The 22,630-nt window shown below is 61.0% G+C and carries 18 protein-coding genes; 12 read left to right on the top strand and 6 right to left on the bottom strand.

Going from position 1 to position 22,630, the window contains the following annotated elements:
- Positions 1 to 73: 73 nt before the first annotated feature.
- On the bottom strand, positions 74 to 640 hold the full coding sequence (locus HMPREF2935_RS13075) for a hypothetical protein (RefSeq protein ID WP_061923833.1): 567 nt from the start codon (positions 638 to 640) through the stop codon (positions 74 to 76).
- Positions 641 to 730: 90 nt separating this feature from the next.
- Complete coding sequence (locus HMPREF2935_RS10430; protein WP_061923830.1) at positions 731 to 2,092, bottom strand: lipase family protein; 1,362 nt, start codon at positions 2,090 to 2,092, stop codon at positions 731 to 733.
- A 219-nt stretch (positions 2,093 to 2,311) separates the two neighbouring features.
- Between HMPREF2935_RS10430 and HMPREF2935_RS10425 the strand changes: the two genes are divergently transcribed.
- The 9 genes from HMPREF2935_RS10425 to HMPREF2935_RS10385 all read left to right on the top strand — a co-directional run bounded on the left by HMPREF2935_RS10425 (position 2,312) and on the right by HMPREF2935_RS10385 (position 13,814).
- The gene (locus HMPREF2935_RS10425) at positions 2,312 to 3,247 is read left to right on the top strand and encodes a sugar-binding transcriptional regulator (RefSeq protein ID WP_070733131.1); all 936 of its coding nucleotides are present in this window, start codon (positions 2,312 to 2,314) and stop codon (positions 3,245 to 3,247) included.
- A 104-nt stretch (positions 3,248 to 3,351) separates the two neighbouring features.
- Positions 3,352 to 4,101, top strand: coding sequence for a purine-nucleoside phosphorylase (gene deoD / locus HMPREF2935_RS10420; protein WP_061923823.1), 750 nt, complete (start codon positions 3,352 to 3,354; stop codon positions 4,099 to 4,101).
- A gap of 20 nt (positions 4,102 to 4,121) precedes the next feature.
- The gene (locus HMPREF2935_RS10415; protein ID WP_070733128.1) at positions 4,122 to 5,543 is read left to right on the top strand and encodes an MFS transporter; all 1,422 of its coding nucleotides are present in this window, start codon (positions 4,122 to 4,124) and stop codon (positions 5,541 to 5,543) included.
- A gap of 10 nt (positions 5,544 to 5,553) precedes the next feature.
- A complete protein-coding gene (deoC, locus tag HMPREF2935_RS10410) occupies positions 5,554 to 6,201 on the top strand; it encodes a deoxyribose-phosphate aldolase (RefSeq protein WP_062043788.1) in 648 nt (215 codons plus the stop codon).
- 27 nt (positions 6,202 to 6,228) lie between these two features.
- A complete protein-coding gene (locus tag HMPREF2935_RS10405) occupies positions 6,229 to 7,806 on the top strand; it encodes a phospho-sugar mutase (protein ID WP_070733126.1) in 1,578 nt (525 codons plus the stop codon).
- Positions 7,807 to 8,132: 326 nt separating this feature from the next.
- The gene (locus tag HMPREF2935_RS10400) at positions 8,133 to 9,080 is read left to right on the top strand and encodes a PRC and DUF2382 domain-containing protein (RefSeq protein WP_070733124.1); all 948 of its coding nucleotides are present in this window, start codon (positions 8,133 to 8,135) and stop codon (positions 9,078 to 9,080) included.
- 209 nt (positions 9,081 to 9,289) lie between these two features.
- Entirely contained in the window at positions 9,290 to 10,426 is a 1,137-nt protein-coding gene (locus HMPREF2935_RS10395; RefSeq protein ID WP_070432651.1) for a trimeric intracellular cation channel family protein, read from the top strand.
- Between the two features lie 129 nt (positions 10,427 to 10,555).
- On the top strand, positions 10,556 to 12,142 hold the full coding sequence (locus tag HMPREF2935_RS10390) for a peptide ABC transporter substrate-binding protein (protein ID WP_070733121.1): 1,587 nt from the start codon (positions 10,556 to 10,558) through the stop codon (positions 12,140 to 12,142).
- Between the two features lie 58 nt (positions 12,143 to 12,200).
- Positions 12,201 to 13,814, top strand: a complete 1,614-nt coding sequence (locus HMPREF2935_RS10385; RefSeq protein WP_070733118.1) for a mechanosensitive ion channel family protein — start codon at positions 12,201 to 12,203, stop codon at positions 13,812 to 13,814.
- Between the two features lie 153 nt (positions 13,815 to 13,967).
- On the opposite strand, the gene HMPREF2935_RS10380 is transcribed toward HMPREF2935_RS10385, so the two are convergent.
- Positions 13,968 to 15,674, bottom strand: a complete 1,707-nt coding sequence (locus tag HMPREF2935_RS10380; RefSeq protein ID WP_070733116.1) for an alkaline phosphatase D family protein — start codon at positions 15,672 to 15,674, stop codon at positions 13,968 to 13,970.
- A gap of 129 nt (positions 15,675 to 15,803) precedes the next feature.
- Here HMPREF2935_RS10380 and HMPREF2935_RS10375 point away from each other — a divergent pair, with 129 nt between their 5' ends.
- Entirely contained in the window at positions 15,804 to 16,607 is an 804-nt protein-coding gene (locus HMPREF2935_RS10375; RefSeq protein ID WP_070733114.1) for a serine hydrolase domain-containing protein, read from the top strand.
- A gap of 257 nt (positions 16,608 to 16,864) precedes the next feature.
- Positions 16,865 to 17,263: a hypothetical protein gene (locus HMPREF2935_RS10370; protein WP_070733112.1), complete on the top strand. Its 399-nt coding sequence runs from the start codon at positions 16,865 to 16,867 to the stop codon at positions 17,261 to 17,263.
- 16 nt (positions 17,264 to 17,279) lie between these two features.
- Here HMPREF2935_RS10370 and HMPREF2935_RS10365 read toward each other — a convergent pair whose 3' ends face one another.
- Positions 17,280 to 18,062 (bottom strand): HAD-IIA family hydrolase, encoded by a 783-nt coding sequence (locus HMPREF2935_RS10365; RefSeq protein WP_061923793.1) that lies wholly within the window; start codon positions 18,060 to 18,062, stop codon positions 17,280 to 17,282.
- Between the two features lie 2 nt (positions 18,063 to 18,064).
- Positions 18,065 to 18,364 carry an acyl carrier protein gene (locus HMPREF2935_RS10360; protein ID WP_062043805.1) on the bottom strand — a complete coding sequence of 100 codons (300 nt, stop codon included), beginning with the start codon at positions 18,362 to 18,364 and terminating at the stop codon, positions 18,065 to 18,067.
- 56 nt (positions 18,365 to 18,420) lie between these two features.
- Between HMPREF2935_RS10360 and HMPREF2935_RS10355 the strand changes: the two genes are divergently transcribed.
- Entirely contained in the window at positions 18,421 to 19,431 is a 1,011-nt protein-coding gene (locus tag HMPREF2935_RS10355) for an alpha/beta fold hydrolase (RefSeq protein ID WP_070733110.1), read from the top strand.
- Between the two features lie 348 nt (positions 19,432 to 19,779).
- Here the strand turns inward: HMPREF2935_RS10355 and aceE are convergent, their stop codons facing one another.
- Entirely contained in the window at positions 19,780 to 22,536 is a 2,757-nt protein-coding gene (gene aceE / locus HMPREF2935_RS10350) for a pyruvate dehydrogenase (acetyl-transferring), homodimeric type (protein WP_070733108.1), read from the bottom strand.
- Between the last annotated feature and the right edge of the window lie 94 nt (positions 22,537 to 22,630).

Here is a 22,630-nt window from a genome sequence, read left to right as displayed (position 1 = left end):
GATTTACTGCGCCGCGGGGTGGCTATCTGAAGAAGAGGAAGTACTTTCGTACTTTGCCTGACTTTCTGCCGCTTTAGCGGTCGGCGGTCAGGGTGATGCCGTTGGTCTCGGCGGTCTGCTGCAGTGCAGCGAGAGCCTTGGCGTCCTTTTGCAGGTCGTAGGTTTCAGCGAAGCCGACATGGACATGAGTGGAATCGATGACGTTCAGCTCGAACAGCTTGTGGCCGGCTTCTTGCTCCAGCTGTGCAGCCTCGTGCTTCAAGGCGTTGATGCCGGTTGGCAGGTTCTCCTTGTTGGAGTCGGTGTTGCCGCCGAGGAGATCGGAGAAGTCCGGGCGGTTGCCGCCGAGCAGGGAGCTGCCGAGCTGCAGGAGGGCAGCAGGGTCGGCAGAGGACAGCTGGTTCAGCGGGGTGTCCGCGGTGATACCGGAGTCGGTTTCGCCGTTGGTGGTAGCACCGGTGTTGGTGGTTGCGGCGCCGTCGGCAGCCGGGGCGGTTGCGGCGGTGTCGGTGGTGGTGGCGTCGGCAGCCGGGGTTCCGGCTGTGGTCTCAGCGGCGGTGGCGTTGGCGGCACCGGCGATTACAACTGCTGGAAGTGCGGCGGCAATGGTTGCGCGGCGCAGGGCGTTCATGGAACTCATAGGATAAATCCTTTCTATCGTTGCGGTCTTTCGGACCACGGGTTATGTTAGGAAGCGTTTCTGTGGCGAAGCTGGCTTCTAGCTGTCGGCTTATTGCAAAGCAGACTCGATTGCTTTCAGGGATTCCTTGATGTGTGGGATGGTGCCTGCCACATGCGAGCCGGCGTCGTTCGGGATGAAGGTGACGTCGCCGCCGCGCTCAGACCACTCCTTGGCCAGCTGCTCAGCAGTGGAGAAAGGAATCACATCGTCGCCGCGGCCGTGGGTGATGACCACCGGGATGGACGGAGCGTCGTAGCCAATGTGCTGGTCGGCCAGGATCTTGTCGTAAGGTGCCTCAGCGATGAACTCGTCGACGTTCTTGCCATCGATGCTGACGTCTTCAATCTTCTTGCCCGCGAAGCTGGTCAGACCCAGGGTGCAGGAGTTGGTGGCGTTCTGCAGGACGGTCTTGCCCTCCTCATTGAGGTGGGAGTACAGGTCCACGTCGTAGGAGTTGCTAAGGCCCAGCAGGGCGAAGGACTCGAAGAGGAAGTAAAGCGTGCCGTCGAGAGCCGGCGGCAGCAAGGTCAGATCCGCAGGAGCGGCGCCGACGGTGGCGAGCTTGACGTTGAGCTCTGGGGCGTAGTCGTCGTAAAGCTCAGCGGCAGCAGCGGCGGCGCCACCACCCTGCGAGTAACCGTTGATGATGACCGGGTTATCGGCGTTGATATCCCAGCCTTCTAGCTGGCGGGCAGCGCGGGCGCTATCGAGCACGGCGTGTGCCTGCGAGACACGGTCCATGTAGGTATGCATGCCCGGGGTGCCCAGACCCTCGTAATCGGTGACCACGACTGCGTAGCCCTTCTTCAGGTACTGCTCAAAGAAGAACTGCTCGTAGTCACCCACGCCGTCGGCAATCTTGCGCGAAGGTGCGCAGCGGTCGGCCACACCCTGGGTGCCCGGTGCGAAGGCGATGAGCGGGCGCGGACCGTTGCCGGTCCACTCCGCCTTCGGCTCAATCACGATGCCGCTGACCGGAATCTTCTCACCCTTGCGGTTGGTGGAGGAGTATAGGATGCGCTGTGCCTTGTACGGGCCCACGTTGGTAATGCCCAGCGTGTTGGCGGGATTGCGCACGGCATCGGAGCGGAAGAGCTGGCCTGGCTCAGAGCCTTCGAGCTCGACTGGGTCGTGGTAGAAGGCCTTGTACTCGTCGCCGACCTTGTTATCGGAGGGGGCTGCGGCGTCGGTGCTTGGCGCGGCGTCGTCAAGCTCCTTGGCGTCGGTTGCGATGTCGGAGGCCTCAGCCGGGCTCTCGTCAGCAACTGGATCTTCGAGGGCCTTTTCAATGAGGGCGCTTTCAGGCAGCTCGGTGTTCGGAGCATCGGCAGCGACGGCGGCGGGGCAGATGCTGAAGGTCAGGCAAGCAGAAGCAAGCAGTGGCAGGTAGGTGCGCAGTGATTTTTGCACGGTAACGTCCTTTCTAGAGATCGGAGGAGTCTTAGTGTTTGTCTGGCTACGCCGTTAGGGGGCGGGGAGAGCGCTGCGCGGTGGAGCTGACACCGATTATTATTGGTTTAATTTTGCTAACTAACAATGGGGAAATGAATTTAATCCGTTTGTACAGGCCCGTATAGGGGTGTACACCGTTAGCATTACGTTTCCGGGCGGGCGTGCTTGAATGGAATCATGATTGATGCGCGCGATAGTCAGGCCCTCGATGTGGCCAAGCTGTACTACAACTCGCACCTATCCCAAGCGGAGGTAGCGCAGTGTCTGGGTATTTCGCGCCCTACCGTCTCCAAGCTTTTGCAGCATGCGCACGACCAGGGCTTCGTGGTCATCAGCATCAACGATCCTCGCGAACGCTCCGATGAGCTGGTGCGTGAGCTAAAGGAGCACTTCGCGCTTGCCGACGCCCGCGTGGTCACCACCCCACGCGGCGGCAACCTCATGCAGGACCTAGGCGCAGCTGGCGCCGCGCTGCTCGAAGAGCTCGTCCACGACGGCTCCAGCGTCGGCGTGTCCTGGGGCCAGACCATGTCCGCCGTGGCAGAGCACCTGCGCCAGCTGCCGCTCGAGGGGGTAAAGGTGGTGCAGCTCAAGGGCGGGCACTCGCACACGCAGCGCTCCACCAAGGACTTCGCCACCCTCCAGGGCTTTGCGCGCGCCTTCAATGCGGAGACCTTTATGCTGCCGCTGCCTGTCATTTTCGATTCGGCCGAGGCGAAGCAATGGGTGGAAAAGGATCGCCATATTGCCCACATCGTGGAGATGGGCTCCCAGGTCGACGTCGCGGTGTTCACGGTGGGCGCGGCCGCGCGCGAGTCTTTGGCGCTGAACCTGGGCTATCTCAGTGGGGAGGAAACGCAGCTCATCTTGGAGCGCGCGGTAGGCGATGTCTGCTCCCGCTTCTTTGACGCTGAAGGCCGCGTCGCTGTGCCCGAGGTGGACGTGCGAACGGTGAGCATTACTTTCGACGCCCTGGCGGCGCGGCCGGCACGCGTCCTCGTTGCCGGAGGGGCGGAAAAGGCCGACGCCATCCGGGTGGTACTCGAGCAAGGATTGGCCACGCATTTGGTCATCGATCACAACACGGCGCAGCGCGTTCTAGCAGGGGAGTGAGCCGTATCATAAAGGTGAACAAATGTAAATAGCATCATTGACATTTGTGCTGGCTGCGGTAGTGTAATGCCTGAAAGTCATTGTCCTTCCGATAGGAGTTCACCGTGTCTGAAGCCGCACACGCAAACGAATTTTCCACCGAAATCGCCACCCCGCACATCAACCCCAAGGGCGCGGAAATCGCAGAGACCATCTTGCTGCCAGGTGACCCACTGCGTGCAAAGTTCATCGCCGATACCTTCTTGGAAGACGTCGTCCAGTTCAACGAGGTCCGCAACATTCTCGGATTCACTGGCACCTACCAGGGCCACCGCGTCTCCGTCATGGGCACCGGCATGGGCATGCCTTCCATCGGCATCTACTCCTGGGAGCTAATCCACAACTACGGCGTGAAGAACCTGATCCGCGTCGGCTCCATCGGCGCACTGCAGGAGGACATCGACCTGCACGATGTCATCGTCGCCTCCGCCGCTTCCACCGACTCCAACTTCCTGAGCCAGTACAACCTGCCGGGCCAGTACTCTCCGACGGCTTCGTGGAAGCTGCTCAAGGCACTCGTCGATGAGGCAGAAAAGCAGAATGCCCACATCCACGTCGGCAATGTCTTGAGCTCCGATGTCTTCTACAACTTCGACCAGGCCGTCAATGACCGCTGGGCACACATGGGCGTGCTCGGCGTCGAGATGGAATCCGCTGCGCTTTATGCCACCGCTGCCGAGGCAGGCGTGAACGCCCTCGGTCTGTTCACCGTCTCTGACAACATCGCTGCCGATACCCACCTTTCGGCTGAGGAACGCCAGACCGCATTCCACACCATGATGAAGCTCGCACTGCCACTGGCAGGCCTGGACTAGGAAGGATGGCTTAAAAAGCCATGTCAAAAGCTACAAACGCTAAGCCATCGGGCGTCGTAAAGCGCGGCGTCGATGCAGCCCTCAACCCCAAGGCAGCCGTACCGGTGCTGCTATTCTGCTTCGTCTTCTCCCTCGTGGTGGATAATGGTTTCAAGACCATGACCATGCCGATTGCGCAAGGCTTGGGCATTGATGACAACACTGCCTCGCTGCAGGCATCCCTTGCTGGCGTCATCATCGGCATCGGCGCCGTGGTCTACGCGGCGCTGGCGGACTCCGTGTCCATCCGCAAGCTCATGATCACCGGTGTGCTCCTCGTGGCTGTCGGCTCGGTTATTGGTTTCGTGGGCTCGGGCTCTTGGCCCATCGTGCTGGCCGCCCGCCTGATTCAGACCACCGGCCTAGCCGCCGCGGAAACCCTGTACGTCATCTACGTGACCAAGCACCTATCTGAAGCAGACCAAAAGACCTACCTCGGCTTTTCCACCGCCGCCTTCCAAGCCGGCCTGCTGATTGGCGCGCTGACCTCCGGCTTTATCTCCACCTACATCTCGTGGACCGCGATGTTCCTCGTGCCGCTCATCCTGGTGCTGTGCATTCCTGCCATCCACAAGATGGTGCCCGAGGACGAAGCAGTGGAGTCAAGCCTGGACGTGCTCGGCCTTATCCTGGTTGGCTTCTTTGCCACCGCGCTGACCATGTTCATGCAGGCGTTCGACTGGAAGTGGCTCATCCTGGCCGTCGTGGCAGTGATTGGATTTACGCTGCACATCCGATCCGCTAAGGCGCCCGTGGTGCGCCCGGAATTCTTCACCAACGGCCGCTACGTGTGGGCAATTACCCTGGTGTTCTTCATCTACTCCACGCAGCTGGGCTACATCTTCCTGTTGCCATTTGCGGCCAACGAGCTGCACGGCATGAGCATTGACCGCGCCAGCCTACTGATGATTCCGGGCTACATCTGCGCCATCTTGGTCGGTGTCTTCTCCGGCAAGATCGGCAAAGTCCTGAACTCCCGCCAGACCATCTACACCGCACTGGTCATGATCGTCGGCTCCCTGGCCGTAGCCGCTCTCTTCGTACAGGAGCACGTCGCCGTGCTGGCCGTGACCATCGTGACCTTCGCATCTGGCTTCGCGCTGATGTATGCACCGCTGGTCAACACTGCGCTGCAAAACATCCCGGCCGCGAAGTCCGGCATTGCCATCGGCTTCTACAACCTGACCATCAACATCGCCATCCCGCTCGGCATCGCGTACACCGCAAAACTCATTGACGTAAGCGATGGCTTCAACCTTGCCCTCGGCGTGCTGACCGCCGTTGGCGCATGTGGCGCCGTCCTCTACGTCGTGGCCGACCGCATCATGGCGCGCAAAGAAGCGCGCGAGGCGCGATCGGCGTCTCGCGCGGATTCCGTCGACGCTTCCGAAACACTCGCTTAAAGGAGAAGAAATGTCATCCAACGTCGCATCCATGATCGACCACACCCTGCTCAAGCCGGAAGCCACCGCGCAGGACGTCGCCGCACTCATCGAGGAAGCCCAGCGCCTGGGCACCTACTCGGTGTGTATTTCCCCGTCCCAGCTGCCGGTCGAGGTTCCCGAGGGTCTACACGTGGCAACCGTCGTGGGCTTTCCCTCCGGCGCCGTCAAGCCGGAGATCAAGGCCGCCGAGGCAGGCCTTGCCGTGGACAACGGCGCCGAGGAAATCGACATGGTCATCAACATCGCGCTGGCCATTGAGGGCCGCTTCGACGCAGTTGAGGAAGAGATCCGCACCGTGCGCAGCGCCTGCCAGGGCAAGGTCCTGAAGGTCATCATCGAGTCCGCCGCGCTTTCCGACGACGCGATTGTTGCCGCCTGCCGCGCCGCCGAGGCTGCCGGTGCTGACTTCGTCAAGACCTCCACCGGCTTCCACCCAGCCGGCGGCGCCAGCGTGCATGCGGTAAAGCTCATGGCAGATACCGTGGGTGGCCGCCTCGGCGTGAAGGCCTCCGGCGGCATCCGTACTGGCGCGGACGCGCAGGCGATGATCGACGCCGGCGCCACCCGCCTCGGCCTGTCTTCCTCCGCTGCGGTGCTGGCGGACCTAGAAAACTAGTGGCTTAGAAGCTGAATCGAGGAAACAATGTCACTTGTTGAATACGCTCGCACCTGGGCCGAACACGACCCAGACCCGTTAACCCGTGACGAGGTCTTGGACTGGATTGAGGCTGGCGACGAAGCTGCTTTGTCCGCCGGCTTCGCTGGCCCGTTGGCCTTCGGCACCGCTGGCCTGCGCGCCGCCGTTGGGGCAGGCGAGTCCCGCATGAACCGTGCCGTGGTCATCCGCACCACCTATGGCTTGGTTTCGTGGCTAAAGCAGCAGGTGGAAAACCCAGTCGTGGTCATCGGCTGCGATGCCCGCTACGGCTCGGCCGATTTCTACCAGGATGCTGCGGAGGTCATCTCCGCTGCCGGCGGCCGTGCCCTGGTGCTGCCCAAGCAGAACCCCACGCCGCTGACCGCTTATAGCGTGCGCGAGCTCGGCGCCGACGCCGGCATCATGGTCCCCGCCTCCCACAACCCGCCAGCCGATAATGGCTACAAGGTTTACCTGGGCGGCCGCGTGGCCACCGGCGATGCCAACGGCGTGCAGCTGGTCTCCCCGGCGGATGCAGAGATCTCAGCGGCTATTGCTGCGGCGCCGCCTGCCGACGAAGTGCCGCGTTCCGCCGACAACATCGAGGAAGTCGATACCCGCGCGCAGTACCTCGAGCGCGCCGCCAAGCTGGTGGGGCAGTCCACCAGCGCCAAGATTGCGCTGACTGCCATGCACGGCGTGGGCGCAAAGCTGGGCACCGCGCTGCTCGAGAAGGTCGGCTTCGAGGTTTCCCTCGTGCCGGAACAGGCCGAGCCGGACCCGGATTTCCCAACCGTTTCCTTTCCCAACCCGGAAGAGCCCGGCGCTCTGGACCTGGGCAAGGCGCACGCGGAAAAGATCGGCGCGGACATCCTTATTGCATACGACCCGGATGCTGACCGTTGCGCGGCCGCTATCCCGACGCACGGTGCGCAAGGCGGCGTCGTCTGGCGTCAGCTCACCGGCGACGAGACCGGCGCCTTGTTGGGTGACTACCTGGCGCGCAGGGGAGTGGGTGGAACGTTTGCTAACTCGCTGGTTTCCTCGCGTCTGCTGGGCCGCATTGCCGCGCACTACGGCCTGCCGCATGAGGAAACACTCACCGGTTTCAAGTGGATTGCTCGCACCCATGACTTGAGCTTTGGTTACGAGGAAGCCATCGGCTTCTGCCCCGACCCGCAGGCCGTGCGCGACAAAGACGGCGTTGCCACCTCGGTTGTTCTGGCCAGCCTGGCCTCGGAGTGCAAGGATGCAGGCATCACCCTGCAGGATCGCCTCGCAGAGATTTACTCCACCGTGGGCCGCCTGGCCACCGCTCCGCTGACCTTCCGTGTGGAAGACCTTTCGCTGATTACCCGCGGCATGGAAAAGATCACCTCGACCCCACCGACTCAACTGGCGGGCTCGGAGATTGCAAAGGCAGAAAAGTTTGCTCAAGGCATGAAGCTCTACACCGTGGACGATGACCGCGTCATCGTGCGCCCGTCTGGCACCGAGCCGAAGCTCAAGTGCTACCTGGAGTCCCCGGATCCGGCCCGCCTGGATGCCATTGCAGAGGATCTGCGGGTCTTCTTCGACATGTAGCTGCAAGTTCTTTGCCCTAGGCCGTGATGCCTGGAAGGAGATGGGGCGTAACGCTGAGCGCGTTACGCCCCCTTTCGCGTCTGGTGCCATTAATTTTAAGAAAATTATGGGTTGTGACCTAACCGTTATCTAACCCTATAAGCTGGCTTTTAACGCTTGAATGAAGACATTTCACAGGTTTATGGCAGGCGATGTCCATACATTGCGGTGGCGGAATCTCGCGACTTCCGTACTGTGGGCTTCAGCGCCGTAAAGCGAGCTAGCACAAACGCTTAGGCTTTCCAAACGGCCTGATAGTTACCTATTTTTTAAAGAAAGAGGAGATCATGACTAACCAGAATGTACGCGATATCAAGGACCTGTTCAACAAGACCGCATACGACGTAAACGGCGACAAGCTGGGTTCCGTCAAGGAAGTATTCGTTGATGACAACTCCGGTCAGCCAACCTTCGTTGAGGTTAGCCACGGTCTGTTCGGCATGAGCGAGTCCATCGTTCCGATGCGCGGCCACAAGTTCGCTGGCGAAGATGACCTCATCCTCGCATTCGACAAGGAGCGCATCAAGGATGCTCCAAGCGTTGACACCGACAAGGCTCTTAGCGCAAACGACCAGAACGAAATCTTCCGCCACTACGGCGTTGACACCATGAAGGACGAGCAGGCCTACACCGGCGGCCGCCACGACGTTTCCGATAAGAACAACGCTGGCCTGGCTGCTGGCGCTGGTGCAGGTGCAGGCGTTGGCGCTGCTGCTGGTGCAGAGCACGCTGCTGGTGCAGAGCACAAGGAGCACGCTCACAAGGACCACGTTGCTGGCACCGAGACTCATGTTGCTGGCACCGAGACCGCAGACCACACCAAGAACGCTGGCCACACCCACGCTGACGTTGATGGCCGCGATTCCCTGGTTCGTTCCGAGGAGCAGCTGGACGTTAACAAGGAGCGCGTCGAGACCGGTGAGGTTCGCCTGCGCAAGTATGTCGTAACCGAGACCGAGAACGTTGAGGTTCCGGTTACCCGCGAAGAGGTTCGCGTCGAGCGCACCCCAATCTCCGAGGAAGAGGCTGCTTCCCTGCGCGGCAAGAGTGACCTGACCGATGACGAAGCATCCGTCACCCTCCACGAGGAGCGCGTCCGCGTTGAGAAGGACACCGTTCCGGTTGAGAAGGTTGAGCTGAACAAGAAGGAAGTTACCGACACCGAGCGCGTCTCCGAGGATCTGCGCAAGGAGCGCATCGAGACCGAGGGCGTAGACGGCAAGACCATCAAGTAAAAACTTGGATAGCACTAGGTAGCTAGTACCTAGTACAGACACCTCCTAAATAGGCCGCTGGCAGTATTGCCGGCGGCCTATTTGTCTTTTTGGCGTTGCTCGGCGGGCCCACCGCCGTCGGCGGCGGCATCATCGCCGACGTGATGAGCGGGTGGAAAAAGACTAAGAACTTCCCCGCCGTAGGGCGCCTCTGCCCATAGACTGGAATCATGAATGTTGAGGTGGATCCGCTGATTGAGGCGCTGTACTACTGGTCCGACGTCAGCGGCGTGTTATTGATGGGGATCATCGGTGGCACGCTTGCGCGCCAGCGCGGCTATGACATTGTGGGCTTTTTCTTTATCGCGATGTTCTCGGCCTTGGGCGGCGGCATGATCCGTGACGTCCTCATCAACCGCGGCACTGTCGCTGCTATGTCGCAGCCGGAGTACCTCTATCTTGCTTTCGCCGGAGCGCTGATTGCACGATTCTTCTACTTCAAAGGCAGAACCTGGGACTATATCCAATCTCACGGGGATGCCATAGTCTCCGCGCTGTGGGCGGCCACCGGTACCGTGAAGGCGCTGACCTATGGCCTGCCGCTTATCCCGTGCGTGATGATGGGCGTGTTTACCGCAACGGGCGGTTCCATGATCCGTGACATCAGTATGGGCCGCGAGCCAGCCGTCTTTGGCGATAATCAGCCCACGGTGATCCCCGCGGTGGCCTGTGCCGCAGTGGTGCTCGTGGCCGATTCCTTCGACCACCTGGCCACTGGCATGCTGGTGGGCCCGGTCGTTTCCTTCATCCTGACCTTGTTCGGCATCTGGGCCGGCTGGCGCATTCCTGCCCGCCAGGAATGGGCGCCGCTGAACGATACTGCGGCGCAGGTCATGCTGCTCGCGCGCAAGGCCGAGAGCAAAGGCCGGGCAGTGGGGCGTCGCCTAGAGCCCTCCAAGGTGCGCAGCTGGCGGCACCAGCAGATGGAAAAGGCCCTGCAGCGCCGCATCGAAAAGCAAGTGGAAAATGGTCGCCTCCGTGCGGCCGCCACCAGCGATGCCACCGAGCTTCTTGAGTCCTTCACCGACACCATGGAGCAGCTCCACGGTGAGGCCATCCCAGCCACCAACTCCGATTCTGCCGCGAAGAATAAGGAAGCTCTAAGCCAAGAATCCAAGGGCATCCTGCAGGAAATCGGCGTGGACTTAAGCGGCGATTCCTATGAGGACTATGACGAGGATGCACCGCTGCTCGATCCAGAAATGCTCAAGGAGCAGCGTGAGAACCTAGACATCGTGCTCTCGGATGAAAAGCTGACCGATGAGTTGGTGGAGCACTTAGTCCAGCGCTATAAGAAGCAGAATTAAAAAGTGGATACTTAAGTGTAAAAACTCACCTTTTCTTCTGCTTAGCTGGGCACTCATATAAGCTTATGCGGTGGAATCTTTCAGGTTTTCCGAGGCGATTCCTTATATAAGTGGAAAGGGGGAAACGTCATGTTAAAGCGCGTATTAAGCGTTAGCGCAGCCGCCACCCTGGTATTGGCATTATCGGCGTGTGTTCCCCCGGACCAGACCCCGGATATCTCGGGCGTTGACTTCATCACCACTGACGGCGCGGAGCCGCAGAACCCGCTGCTGCCAGCGGATATCAACGATGTGCCGGGCGCGACCATCGTTAATCTCATCTACTCCGGCTTGGTCTACCTCAACGAGGAAGGCGAGGCGGAATACGACGTCGCGCAGAAGATTACCCAGACCTCGCCTACTGAATACGACGTCGTCTTGCGGGAGGATGCGAAGTTCTCCGACGGCTCTTCAGTTCGTGCGCGTGACTTCGTGGATTCCTGGAACGCAGCTGTTCAAAACAACATGCTTTCCTCCTACTTCTTCAAGCCGATTCTGGGATTTGGGGAGGGCGAGCCCACCATGCGTGGTCTTAAGGTAACAGGCGATAGGACCTTCCACATTGAGCTGGCCGAGCCTACCGCGGACTTCGTGAAACGTCTAGGCCATTCGGTCTTTTTCCCCATGCATCCTTCAGCCAAGAAGGGCTATGACGCATATGGCATGAACCCCATCGGCAACGGTCCGTACCGCCTAGCGCACTGGGATAAGGATGAAAAGATCAACCTCATCCCAAACGCGGAATACGCCGGCCCGCGAAAGTCCCGTAACGAGGGGCTGGAGTTTCGCTTTTATGAGACCGAAGAGGAATCCTATGCTGCCCTGCAGCGCGGCGAGCTGGACTTGGTCACGGATGTGCCGATCACGCATATCCACCGCTTTGAGGAGGAACTGGACGGGCGAAGCTTCAACGAGACTTCCGCCATGTTCAGCTTCATCACCATCCCGGCCAATGACCCGATGTTCCGCGGAGAGGCCGGCGCTTTGCGACGCCGCGCCATCTCCATGTCCTTCGATCGCACCCGCATCGCGCACGAAGTCTTGGACGATACCGTCACTCCGGTTACATGTTTTGCCACCCAAAAATATTGCCCTGAGATGGGGATGATTCCGGGTCAGGAAGTACTGGTTTATAACCCAGAAAAGGCACGCGAACTGTGGGCAAAGGCTGACGCCATCTCGCCGTGGACGGGGCCATTCCTTCTGGGATATAACGCGGATGGCGGGCATGCGGAATGGGTCGATGCGGTAACTGAACAGGTTTCAGAGACACTTGGTATCGAGGCTTATGGCCGTGCTTTTACGCCCTTTAAGAAGTACCGGCAAGCCGTAACGGACCGTCAGATGCGCGGTTCCTTCCGTTCCAGCTGGCAGGCCGCGTACCCCTCGGAAGTTAACTTCCTGGAGCCGGTCTTTGCATCTAACTCGTTGCTCAACGAGTCCGGCTTTAATAACCCGGAATTCGACAGGCTGTTCAAGGAAGCCAATTCCGAACTCGATAAAAAGGTCCAAGAGCAAAAACTGGTGGAAGCACAGTCCATCCTTTTGCATGACCTGCCGGCGCTGCCGCTGTGGGAATCCAACGTGGTTGGTGGCTATGACACCGATATCGCGCGTCCACATTTCAGCTGGAAGGGAAAGCCGTTTTACTTTGAGCTGACTCGCGCCAAAGGCTAACAGCGCATTTTTAGCTTTTAGCCGGTTGTCGTTGCGGAATCCTGGCTAATCTAAAAATATGAACCTCGTTGGCTACTTCTTTTATCGGATGTGGCAGGTCGGAATCGACCATGTCCTGCCGCTCGTCGCGTTGTTGCTGCTGGGCATGTTGGTGCCGCGGCTGGGTCGGCTGGCCATCCGCGTCCTGGAATCGCGGCTCGATGAAGGCGAAGAGTCCACGAAGGCGCGCCTGGCCTTGGGCGGCGCTTTGGTCTACGTATTGCAGGCGGTGGCTTATTTCCTGCTCGTGCTGGCCGCACTCTCGAACGTGGGCGTGCCGGCGCTGGGCGCGGCAATCCCGGCGACTGTGGTTTCTGCCGCCCTTGGTTTTGGCGCGCAGAAGATAATCGGGGACTTCCTCGCGGGCTTTTTCATCCTTTCGGAAAAGCAATTCGGCGTCGGTGACTACGTGAGCTTTGAGGGGACAACGGGCGTGGAGGGAACCGTGGTGGCGCTGACCTTGCGCACCACGAAGGTACGCACGCCCACGGGCGAGGTGGTCATGGTGCCCAATGGCTCGGCGGGCGTTATCACCAACTTCTCGCAGGATTGGTCCCGCGCTGTAGTGGACCTTTCGGTGCCGCTTCACGAGGGCGAGACCCTTGAGGAAATCACTTCTCAGGTGCGCACGATCTCCCAGCAGGCCATCAAGGATCCGGCCATTGCTGGCGACGTCGCCGGCGAGCTCGAGATCCTTTCTGCCACCGGCATCGTGGAGCCAACTGTTGCGGGCCAGCCTTGGCAGGTTAAATACCGCGTGCTCGTGCAGGTCAACCCTTCGCGGCAGTGGGCGGTTGAGCGCGCAATCCGCTCCGCGCTGCTCTCGGCGTTTTGGGATCACTACAACCTGCCTGGCAACGCGGCTGGCGTATTTCCTGCAGGCCTTTCCAGCTCCGCGGAAAAGCCCGGAATCGAGCGCAGCCCTGAAACCGCGGCGGAAAAGGGGCTGGGCGCGGCAGTGGCGGCGTCGGCAAGCGCGGATGGCGCCGCAGCGCGCGCTAGCGCCCACAACGCAGACAATGACGACACCGCTCTGGAGGAAGTTGCCAAAGCCAAGGACCATGGCCCCGGCAAGCCCGCGAGTGCGGATGTGGAAGAGGAAGAAAAGTCGGCCACCGGCATCTGGCGTACGGATACCCCAAGCAGCAAGTTCCAGTACGTGTGGACTGCCGGTGGGCGCGTGCGTTCTTCTACCACCACGCTGCTGGCGGCACTTGCGATTACCGGACTGCTCATCTTTGCCTCCTGGAATCCGGAGGACGCCGGCACCGGTTGGCTAAACCCTGCCTACTGGTCACAGCGCGATGCCGCTACCTCGGAAGCGCCCGCCCCAGTCGCGCCGGGGGAGGAGGCCGCCTCCTCGGCGGAGACCCCGCCTGCCGCGGGGACCACCACCCCGACCGAGGCCGCGGAGCCAACCACAAGCGCGGAAAGCTCTGCCGATTACGGCTCCAGTGAGGACGGCTCCAGTGAGGACGGCTCTCGGGCGGACTCGCACTCGGGCTCCTCGGGCGCTGACTCCGACGCCGCCACCACCGCACCTGCTGAAACAGCAACGCAGAGCGCGGTGCCTAGCGCGGAGCCCACTGCGGCAGAAGAAAGCGCCGCCGCTGGGGGAAGCGACGGCGCTTGAGAGATAGGGAGGATAGGGCAATAAGTGAAGGGGAATAGGGCGAGATTCCCAACGGCGCCCGCGCGCCGCGTAATGGATATCGAAACGCGCGGGGAAACGTTAACAAGCAACCAGATTGGGGGTAACCGGGGGTAAATTCCTTATTTAAAGCCCTTATTTGAAGCCCTGCCCCTTGCGCCACGTCATCGTGAGGCTATCGCGAACTGGCGAGCCGGGAGTCAAGATGTCATCTACGCGCAGCCAATGCATCTCCGCTTCCTCGCGGCGCACGGTGACGAAAGAATAACCGTGGTTATCCAAGTCCACGTGTTTGCAGTGCGGGTTGGCGCTGCGCAGGATGTGCTCGGCGGCGTCGGAAAGCGCGTTATTCTGTGGAAGCTTCAACTGCTCGTTGATGTTCGGTGCCGTAACCGAAGCGCACACCAGCTCCGCGCCGATGATGTTGCCTTGGTGGGTGATGTTGTGTGCCCACTCAGTGTGGATATCGCCGGTGACGAAGAGCGCCTGGGAGCCCTTGGCGGCCAGTGCCTCGATGACGCGGCGCCGCTCAGCGCTGTAGCCATCCCACTGATCACCGTTGACGGGGATGCCCGTGATATTGGAAGAAAGCGCGGAAGAGACCTTTTCGGTCTGCGGATCCTGCTGCAGCGTAATCAGGTTAAGCGGGGAAAACATCACAGAATTGCCCAGCATATTCCACGCGGTCTGCGAGGTTTCCAGCTTGCCGAGCAGCCATTCATATTGCTCGGAGCCCAGCATTGTGCGGTCCTCCTTCGCAAAGCCCGCCGGGTCCCAGGAAAGCTCCTTGTCGCGGTAGGTACGCAGATCCATCATGGTCAGCTCCACCAAATCACCGAAGGTTAGTGAACGGTAGATGTGGCCATCTTGCGAAGGATTCGTCATGCGTACCGGCATCCATTCGAAGTAGGCCTGCATCGCGCCGGCGCGCCGGGAATTCCAGTCGCCCTCGGTTGCCGGATCGTGGTTCTCGGCGCCGCCGGCCCAGGAGTTATTGGCTGTTTCGTGGTCATCCCACACCACAATCCAAGGCAGTGCGCCGTGGGCTGCCTGCAACTCTGGGTCTGTGCGGTAGCGGCCGAAGCGCACGCGGTAATCCTGCAGCGAAACAATCTCGTGCGCCGGGTGATGGTGGCGCACCGGCCCAAAGCCCGAGTACTTGCCGACGCCGTATTCATAGATGTAGTCGCCCAAGAAAATCATGTAATCCAGCTGGCCGGCGCGCGCCCGCTTGGCGATGTCCGTATAAGCACTGAAAAAGCCCGACTCCCAGTTAGCGCAGGAGCCCACACCAAAGGTTAGCTGCTCCGGGGAAGCGTTCGCCGCTGGGGCAGTCTTCGTGCGTCCGACCGGGCTTGCCTTGCCCGCGTGCTCGCCGTCGGTGACGCGAAAGCGGAAGAAGTACGTGGTTTCGGGGTTAAGCCCGTGCGGGTCCACGTTGACGGTATGGTCGCGCTCGGCTGTGGCTACCACGCTGCCACGCTTGACGACGTCGCGCATCTCCTCATCCGTCGCCACCTCCCACTCGAGCGTGACGTCGGGGCCCACGCCGGAGCCCGGCATTGCCTCAGGGGAGGCGGTAACGCGGGTCCACAGGATGACGGAATCCGGAATCGGATCGCCGGAGGCCACGCCGTGCAGGAAAGGTAGCTCGCCCTTTGGCGGATCGATGAGCTGGCGTTTGTTGCCGGGAAGTGAGCTCTGCGCGTTGGCCGGGCTAAGCCCGCCCGCGGTCAGCGCCGCGGCGGAGGCGACGCTGCTGGTTTGGAGGAAGCGGCGGCGATTAAACCCGCGGCTGGCAGGCGCATCCTTCTGAGAGTTGTTTCGCGGAAAAATATTCATGTTCCCCAAATATTCTCCGGTTTGGAAAGCTCGCAACTCGGGGAGAAAGATTTATTTTTGCCTTTACTTGCGGTTTACGTAGCGTTTTTCTGGCCTTTCAGAAGGGTGGGTCTGGGTACGCTGGAATGCATGAGTGAGTTCTCCAAGATTTCCGAATGGCCGGCTGACAATATCGCTGGGGCGCTGCTGTATCGCGGCGAAATCGTTGAGTCGGTGGGCGCGCTGGACAGGGCCTTCTCCGTCGCATCGGTGACCAAACCGGTGGTGGCCTATGGCATTGCCATGGCCGTGGAGGAAGGCGCGGTGGACCTCGATATGCCCGCCGGACCGGAAGGCTCGACTTTGCGGCACCTGCTGGCGCATGCTTCGGGCGTGAAGTTTGATTCCCGCGAACAGCAAAAGCCGGTGGGCGAGCGGCGCATCTACTCCTCAGCCGGCTACGAGTGGGCTGCAGAGATGGTGGAAAAGGCCACGGAAATGCCTTTTCCGGAGTATCTGCGCGAGGGTGTGTTTGCTCCGCTGAGGATGGGCTCGACGCGCCTTGAGGGATCTGCCGGCCACGGTTTGGTGACCACGGTCAGTGATCTTGCGGCCTTTACCGCCGAAGTCTATTCGCCGCAGCTGTTGCACCCAGGCACTGTGGCCGAGATGCGCCGCGTGCAATTTCCTGGCCTGCGTGGAATTGTGCCGGGCTATGGAAGTTTCAAGGATTGCACCTGGGGCTTGGGCTTTGAGATCCACGGCGAGAAACAGCAGTGGATGGGCGCGCTGCCTTCCAGCGCTGTAGGCCACTTCGGTATGTCCGGAACCTATCTGTGGCTGGCGGGGGATTGGGCTATGGTGGCTCTGACGGATCGCGATTTTGGCGACTGGGCCAAGCCTTTGTGGGCGGAGGCGAACACAGCGATTTGGAAGGAGTGTCAGGTGCGATAGGCGTTACTAGTGGGGTTTCTGAAAACTCTTGTTAACTACTGTTCCTCGTGTGAATTTTCAACCTTTGGTTGAGGTTTATCAAACGGGGGTTGAAGTGGTTGTTTAGGGTTGATGGGGCTCATGTGACGCGGGAGAATCGGCCCCAACGCGCAGACAGTTCGTTGGGGAAGACGAAGCTCGTCTGGCAGCACTTGGAGGCCACCCCTTTTAGGGAGGTCTGCGAAGCGTTGCTTTAAACATGTCGAAGGAGAATCGGCGTGAATACTCGCGTTCACGAAGCCGTCGCCACTGCAACGGCACCCAGCGCCTGGCCGCACCGCAATGCCGGTCAGGTGCACACCGCCGTGCTCACCATTGCGGGGATGCCCCGCAAGCTACGCCCGGCAGTAGAGCGTGCCATGGCACGCTGCATCACCACTGAGTCAGAGTTCATCGTCCCCGGCGACGATCCACTCACCGCCCAGTGGTGCACACGGTGGTACCGGGACATGCCCGGTGACGCCGAACTTGTGCGCGCCGTCGTACCGGCACGCGTGGGTATCGGCTGCCGCCAAGTCATCACCGGCACGCAAAAAGAGCTCGCCGCCCTCGAAAGGGAAGTCGAGCTCTTATCAACCGAGCACGCATTCAGCGCGCGCGTTGACGTTACAATCTAGCCCTAGCTCCGAAGAACTAGTCCTCGGGGAAGGGGCTAGTGACGCGATCAGCCAAATCTGCCACCGAATCCAGCACCTGGTTCGGGCGGAATGGATAGCGCTGGATTTCGCGATCGTCGCTAATGCCAGTGCGCACCAAGATGGTCCGCAGGCCGGCCTCCAAGCCGGACTTCACATCGGTGTCCATGCGGTCACCAATCATGACCGTGTTCTCGGAATGCGCGCCGATGTTATTGAGCGCCGAGCGCATCATGACCGGGTTTGGTTTGCCCACGTAATAAGGCTCGCGGTTGGTTGCCGCGGTAATCAGTGCCGCGACCGCACCCGTTGCCGGCAACACGCCCTGCGGCGCCGGGCCCGTGACATCAGGGTTGGTGGCAATAAAGCGCGCGCCGCTGCGGATGAGATTAATGGCGGTGGTAATAGCCTCGAAGGAGTAGGTGCGCGTTTCGCCCAAGACCACGAAGTCTGGGTCGTTGTCGGTGAGTACCCAACCTGCTTCATGGAGGGCCGTCGTCAAGCCGGATTCGCCCACCACATAAGCCTTGCCCTCGCCCGTCTGGGTGGTCAAAAATGCTGCGGTGGCGGTGGCGGAAGTCCAGATGCGCTCGGCCGGAATCTTCAAGCCCGTGTTGTGCAGGCGCGCGGACAAATCGCGCGGGGTGGACATCGAGTTATTCGTCAGCACCATGAACTCGATGTCATTGTCATAGAGCGCCTGGATGAACTTATCGGCACCGGGCACCATCTCGCCCTCTTTGATGAGGACGCCGTCCATATCGGATAGGTAAGAAATCAAAGCTAAACCTCCATATGCTTATCTAGGTATTCGGTCAGTTGGCCGACGGTGTGGATGTCTTTCATTGCGGCCTCGTCAAAGCGCACCTTGAAGCGTTCCTCGGCGCGCACAGCCAGCTCGATGCGCTCGAGCGAATCCACGCCCAAGTCCTCGAGGGCGGCCTCACGCTCTACGTCCTCCGCGCTGCCAGTGACTTTCTTGATGAGCTCAGCCACCGCGCCGAAAGTGTCTTGGCGCTTATCCTCCTTTTCAGGGGCTTGGTTGAAGCGAGCTTGCAATTGGGCGGAAAGGTCGTTTGCCATGCGTCCTAGTCTAGTATTCTTCCGCGAATGGGTGACCGAGTAGTATTGGTGGAATCATGGTTCATAGGGCTCGAGCAAAGACGATTGCGCGCAGTTGGGCGCGCCGTTTGCGGCCGACGCGTCGCAACGAACAGCACCTCATGTACGAGTCCCTGCACAATCACACGGACGAGCCTGGGCTGACTGGAATCGATTCCTTGGGCACCGTGCGCAACGATGGCCTGGACATCGCGTGGTACGAGGTCGGCCCGCAGGACTCGGACATCACTGTGGTGTTTATCCACGGCTACTGCCTGTCCGCGGAGGCCTACTACAGTCAGGTGGACTACATGCGCCGGCATTTCCCGGAGATACGCTGCCTGCTTGTCGACATCCGCGGCCACGGCCTTTCCACCGAAGTCACCCCCGCGCAGTGCACGGTGGACGCCGCGGCTGACGACGTCCTCGCTGTCCTTTCCAAGCGCGCCTCCCGCGGCAAGCTCGTGGTCGTGGGGCACTCTTTGGGCGGAATGGTGGCGCTCAATGTGATTCGCCGCGCGCCGGACGAGGTGTACCAGCGCGTTGACTCGGCGCTGTTGATTGCGACGTCGATGCGCCGCTTTGCGGCAAAGGGTGTGGCGCAGATTCTCGAGTCGAAGGCGCTGGGCAGTTTGTATAACGCGTGCATGCGGCTGCCGGGGCGGATGGACCGCATCCGCTTTGAGGTCGCGCAGTGGGTCGCGCCGCTGTTTGCTGCTTTGCTGGCGGGTTTTCCGCAGATGGAGAAGCTGCAGTTCCATGTAGCCATGCTGATGGACACGCCGCTGTCCAGTTACACGGGCTTCTTTGACGACCTTCTCGACCACTCCGAGTATGCTGCCACCGACCGTCTGGCCCGCCTGCGCGGTGAGGTCATCGTGGGTTCAGCCGATATCGTGACCCCGCGCAGCCAGTCGGACGTCATCTTGGATCACTGGCCGGCCGCCCGGCTGACTGAGGTGGACGGCGCAGGCCACATGGTCATCCTCGAGGAGCCCGAGGCCATCTCGGAGGCGCTTGGCCGACTCTTGGTTCCGTTGGTGGACTAGCGTTGCCGCGGCCGCCGGCCCTTTGCCGGCCCTCTACCGACCACCGCGCGCCTCCACTTGTTTCTCAGAGCCCCCGCTGGTTTGGTCCCATTCGTTTGGTCCCTTTGCGGGGTAAAGGGACCACCAGCGGCTTCTGACCGGAACCGGTTACTCGTAAAACTACCCTTAGTAGGGGACCCAACCAATGGGACCAGTTGGCCGGTCGGCCAGCGAGCTCGTTGTACGACAAGCCTGCGCCCTTCTGTGCCCTTCTGCGCCCCGGCCGCGCCGCAAAACGAGAAGACCGCCCCTCGGCGCCCAGCTAGGAGGGCAACCGAGGAGCGGCCTAAACCGTCCTAGAGCGAGTTCTTAGTCCTCGTCGCTGGAGGTGGACTCGGTGGCGGTCGGGTCATCGAGCTTCAGCTTCTTCGCTGCTTCCTCGACGACGGAACGCTCCACCTTGCCCTCGCGTGCCAGGCCCTCGAGGACTGCCACGACGATGGACTCAGCATCGATGTTGAAGAAGCGGCGAGCGCCCTCGCGGGTGTCGGAGAAGCCGAAGCCGTCTGCGCCCAGAGCGATGTAGGTGCCCGGAACGTAAGGGCGAATCTGCTCCTGCAGGTCGGTGGTGAAGTCGGAAACACCAACGAACGGACCATCGAAGCCCTTGAGCTGCTTGGTAGCAAACGCCTCGGTCGGCTCGACGCCCTTCTGCAGCGCCTCCTTGTTGCGGCGCGCGCCGTCGCGAGCCAGCTCAACCCAGGAGGTGACAGAGAACAGAGATGCCTTGACGTCGTAGTCCTTAGCCAGGATGTCCTGCGCACGCAGTGCCTCGTGCACGCCCACACCGGAAGCCAGGATGTTGGCCGGGATGGAGCCGGACTCAGCGGTGTTGTAGTGGTAGATGCCCTTGTGCAGGCCCTCGACGTCGAGGTTCTCCGGCTCAGCTGGCTGGGAGACCGGCTCGTTGTACACGGTCAGGTAGTACATGACTGCCTCGGAGTCCTCGCCGTACATGCGGTTGATGCCGCGGTGGATCAGGTGAGCCACCTCGTAGCCGAATGCTGGGTCGTAGGAAATAACAGCCGGGTTGGTGGAAGCCAGAACCGGGGAGTGACCATCCATGTGCTGCAGACCCTCACCGGTCAGGGTGGTGCGGCCTGCGGTAGCGCCGATGATGAAGCCGCGGCCTAGCTGGTCGCCGGCTGCCCAGAAAGAGTCGCCGGTGCGCTGGAAACCGAACATCGAGTAGAAGATGTACAGCGGGATCATAGCCTCACCATGGGTGGCGTACGAGGTTGCAGCCGCGGTGAAGGACGCAGTAGCGCCTGCCTCGGAAATGCCCTCGTGCATGATCTGGCCGTCGGTAGCCTCGCGGTAGGAGAGCATGAGCTCGTTGTCCACTGGCACGTAGTTCTGGCCGCGTGGATTCCAGATCTTCATGGTTGGGAACCAGGAGTCCATACCGAAGGTACGAGCCTCGTCCGGGATGATCGGAACGATGCGCTTGCCCAGCTCCTTATCACGCATGAGCTCCTTGAAGGTACGCACAAGCGCCATAGTGGTGGCAACGTTCTGCTTGCCCGAGCCCTTACGCACGGAGCGCAGCTTCTCGATGCCCGGAGTGACCAGCGGGGTGAACTTGTCACGGCGCTCCGGCAGGAAGCCGCCGAGTTCTTTACGACGCTCCAGCATGTACTTGATTTCCGGTGCGTCCTCGCCTGGGTGGTAGTACGGCGGTGCGTAAGGATCCTGCTCGAGAACTTCGTCGGAGATCGGGATTTCCTGCTTGTCGCGGAAGAGCTTCAGATCCTCCAGAGTCAGCTTCTTCATCTGGTGGGTTGCGTTGCGGCCCTCGAAGTTGTGGCCCAGGCCGTAGCCCTTGATGGTGTGAGCCAGGATGACGGTCGGCTTGCCAGTGCCCTTGTTGGACAGTGCCTTCGCGTAAGCAGCGTAGATCTTGCGGTAGTCGTGGCCACCGCGGCGCAGTGCCCAGACCTCGTCATCGGAAAGATCCTCAACCAGCTTGAGGGTGCGCTCGTCGCGGCCGAAGAAGTGCTCGCGGACATACGCGCCGTCGTTTGCCTTGAAGGTCTGGTAGTCACCATCCGAGGTGGTGTTCATGATGTTGACCAAGGCGCCTTCTTTATCGGCGTCGAGAAGCTTGTCCCAACCGCGGCCCCAGATGACCTTGATGACGTTCCAGCCAGCGCCGCGGAAGAAGGACTCCAGCTCCTGGATGATCTGGGTGTTGCCGCGGACCGGGCCGTCGAGACGCTGCAGGTTGCAGTTGATAACGAAGGTGAGGTTATCGAGCTCATAGAGCGCGGCGGTCTGCAGGAGGCCGCGGGACTCTGGCTCGTCCATCTCGCCGTCACCCAGGAAGGCCCAGACGTGCTGATCGGAGGTGTCCTTGATGCCGCGGGTCTCCAGGTACTTGTTAAAGCGTGCCTGGTAGATAGCGTTCATCGGGCCGATACCCATGGAAACGGTTGGGAACTCCCAGAAATCAGGCATCAGGCGTGGGTGCGGGTAGGAAGGCAGGCCCTTGCCTTCGCCGCGGGAAACTTCCTGGCGGAATCCGTCGAGGTCTTCTTCGCTGAGGCGGCCTTCCATGAACGCGCGGGCGTACATGCCCGGGGAAGCGTGACCCTGGAAGAAGATCTGGTCACCGCCGGAAGGATCGTCCTTGCCCTTGAAGAAGTGGTTCAGGCCGACCTCGTAAAGCGGGGCAGCGCCCGCGTAGGTGGAAATGTGGCCGCCGACGCCGATGCCTGGGCGCTGCGCGCGGTGCACCATGATGGCTGCGTTCCAACGGATCCAGCGGCGGTAGCGCTTCTCCAGCTCTTCGTCACCTGGGAACTCCGGCTCCATGTTGGTCGGGATGGTGTTGACGAAGTCAGTGGAGGTCAGGGCAGGCATCGGAACGCGCTTGGCGGTCGCACGCTCGAGCACGCGGAGCATGAGGAAGCGGGCGCGTTCTGGATCGGCGTGATCCAGCAGGCCGTCGAGGGATTCCATCCACTCGCGGGTTTCCTCGGGATCGCTGTCGTGCAGGTAAGAAGCAACTCCGTCGCGGACGATCGGGAAGTTGGACTCATCCTTTACGGCGTCCTGGTCGGCCATTTAAACCTCCTAGATTGGTTTTACACAGTTTGCACCCCAGGATACGCGCACCCTGATCATCTGTGTGTGTGAAGGGGGTCAATTGCCGTACGCG

The organism is Corynebacterium sp. HMSC076D02 (assembly GCF_001813815.1).
GTDB lineage: Bacteria > Actinomycetota > Actinomycetes > Mycobacteriales > Mycobacteriaceae > Corynebacterium > Corynebacterium simulans.
The sequence above is the reverse complement of the archived record's forward strand: the minus strand, read 5'-3'. Positions and strand labels throughout refer to the sequence as shown.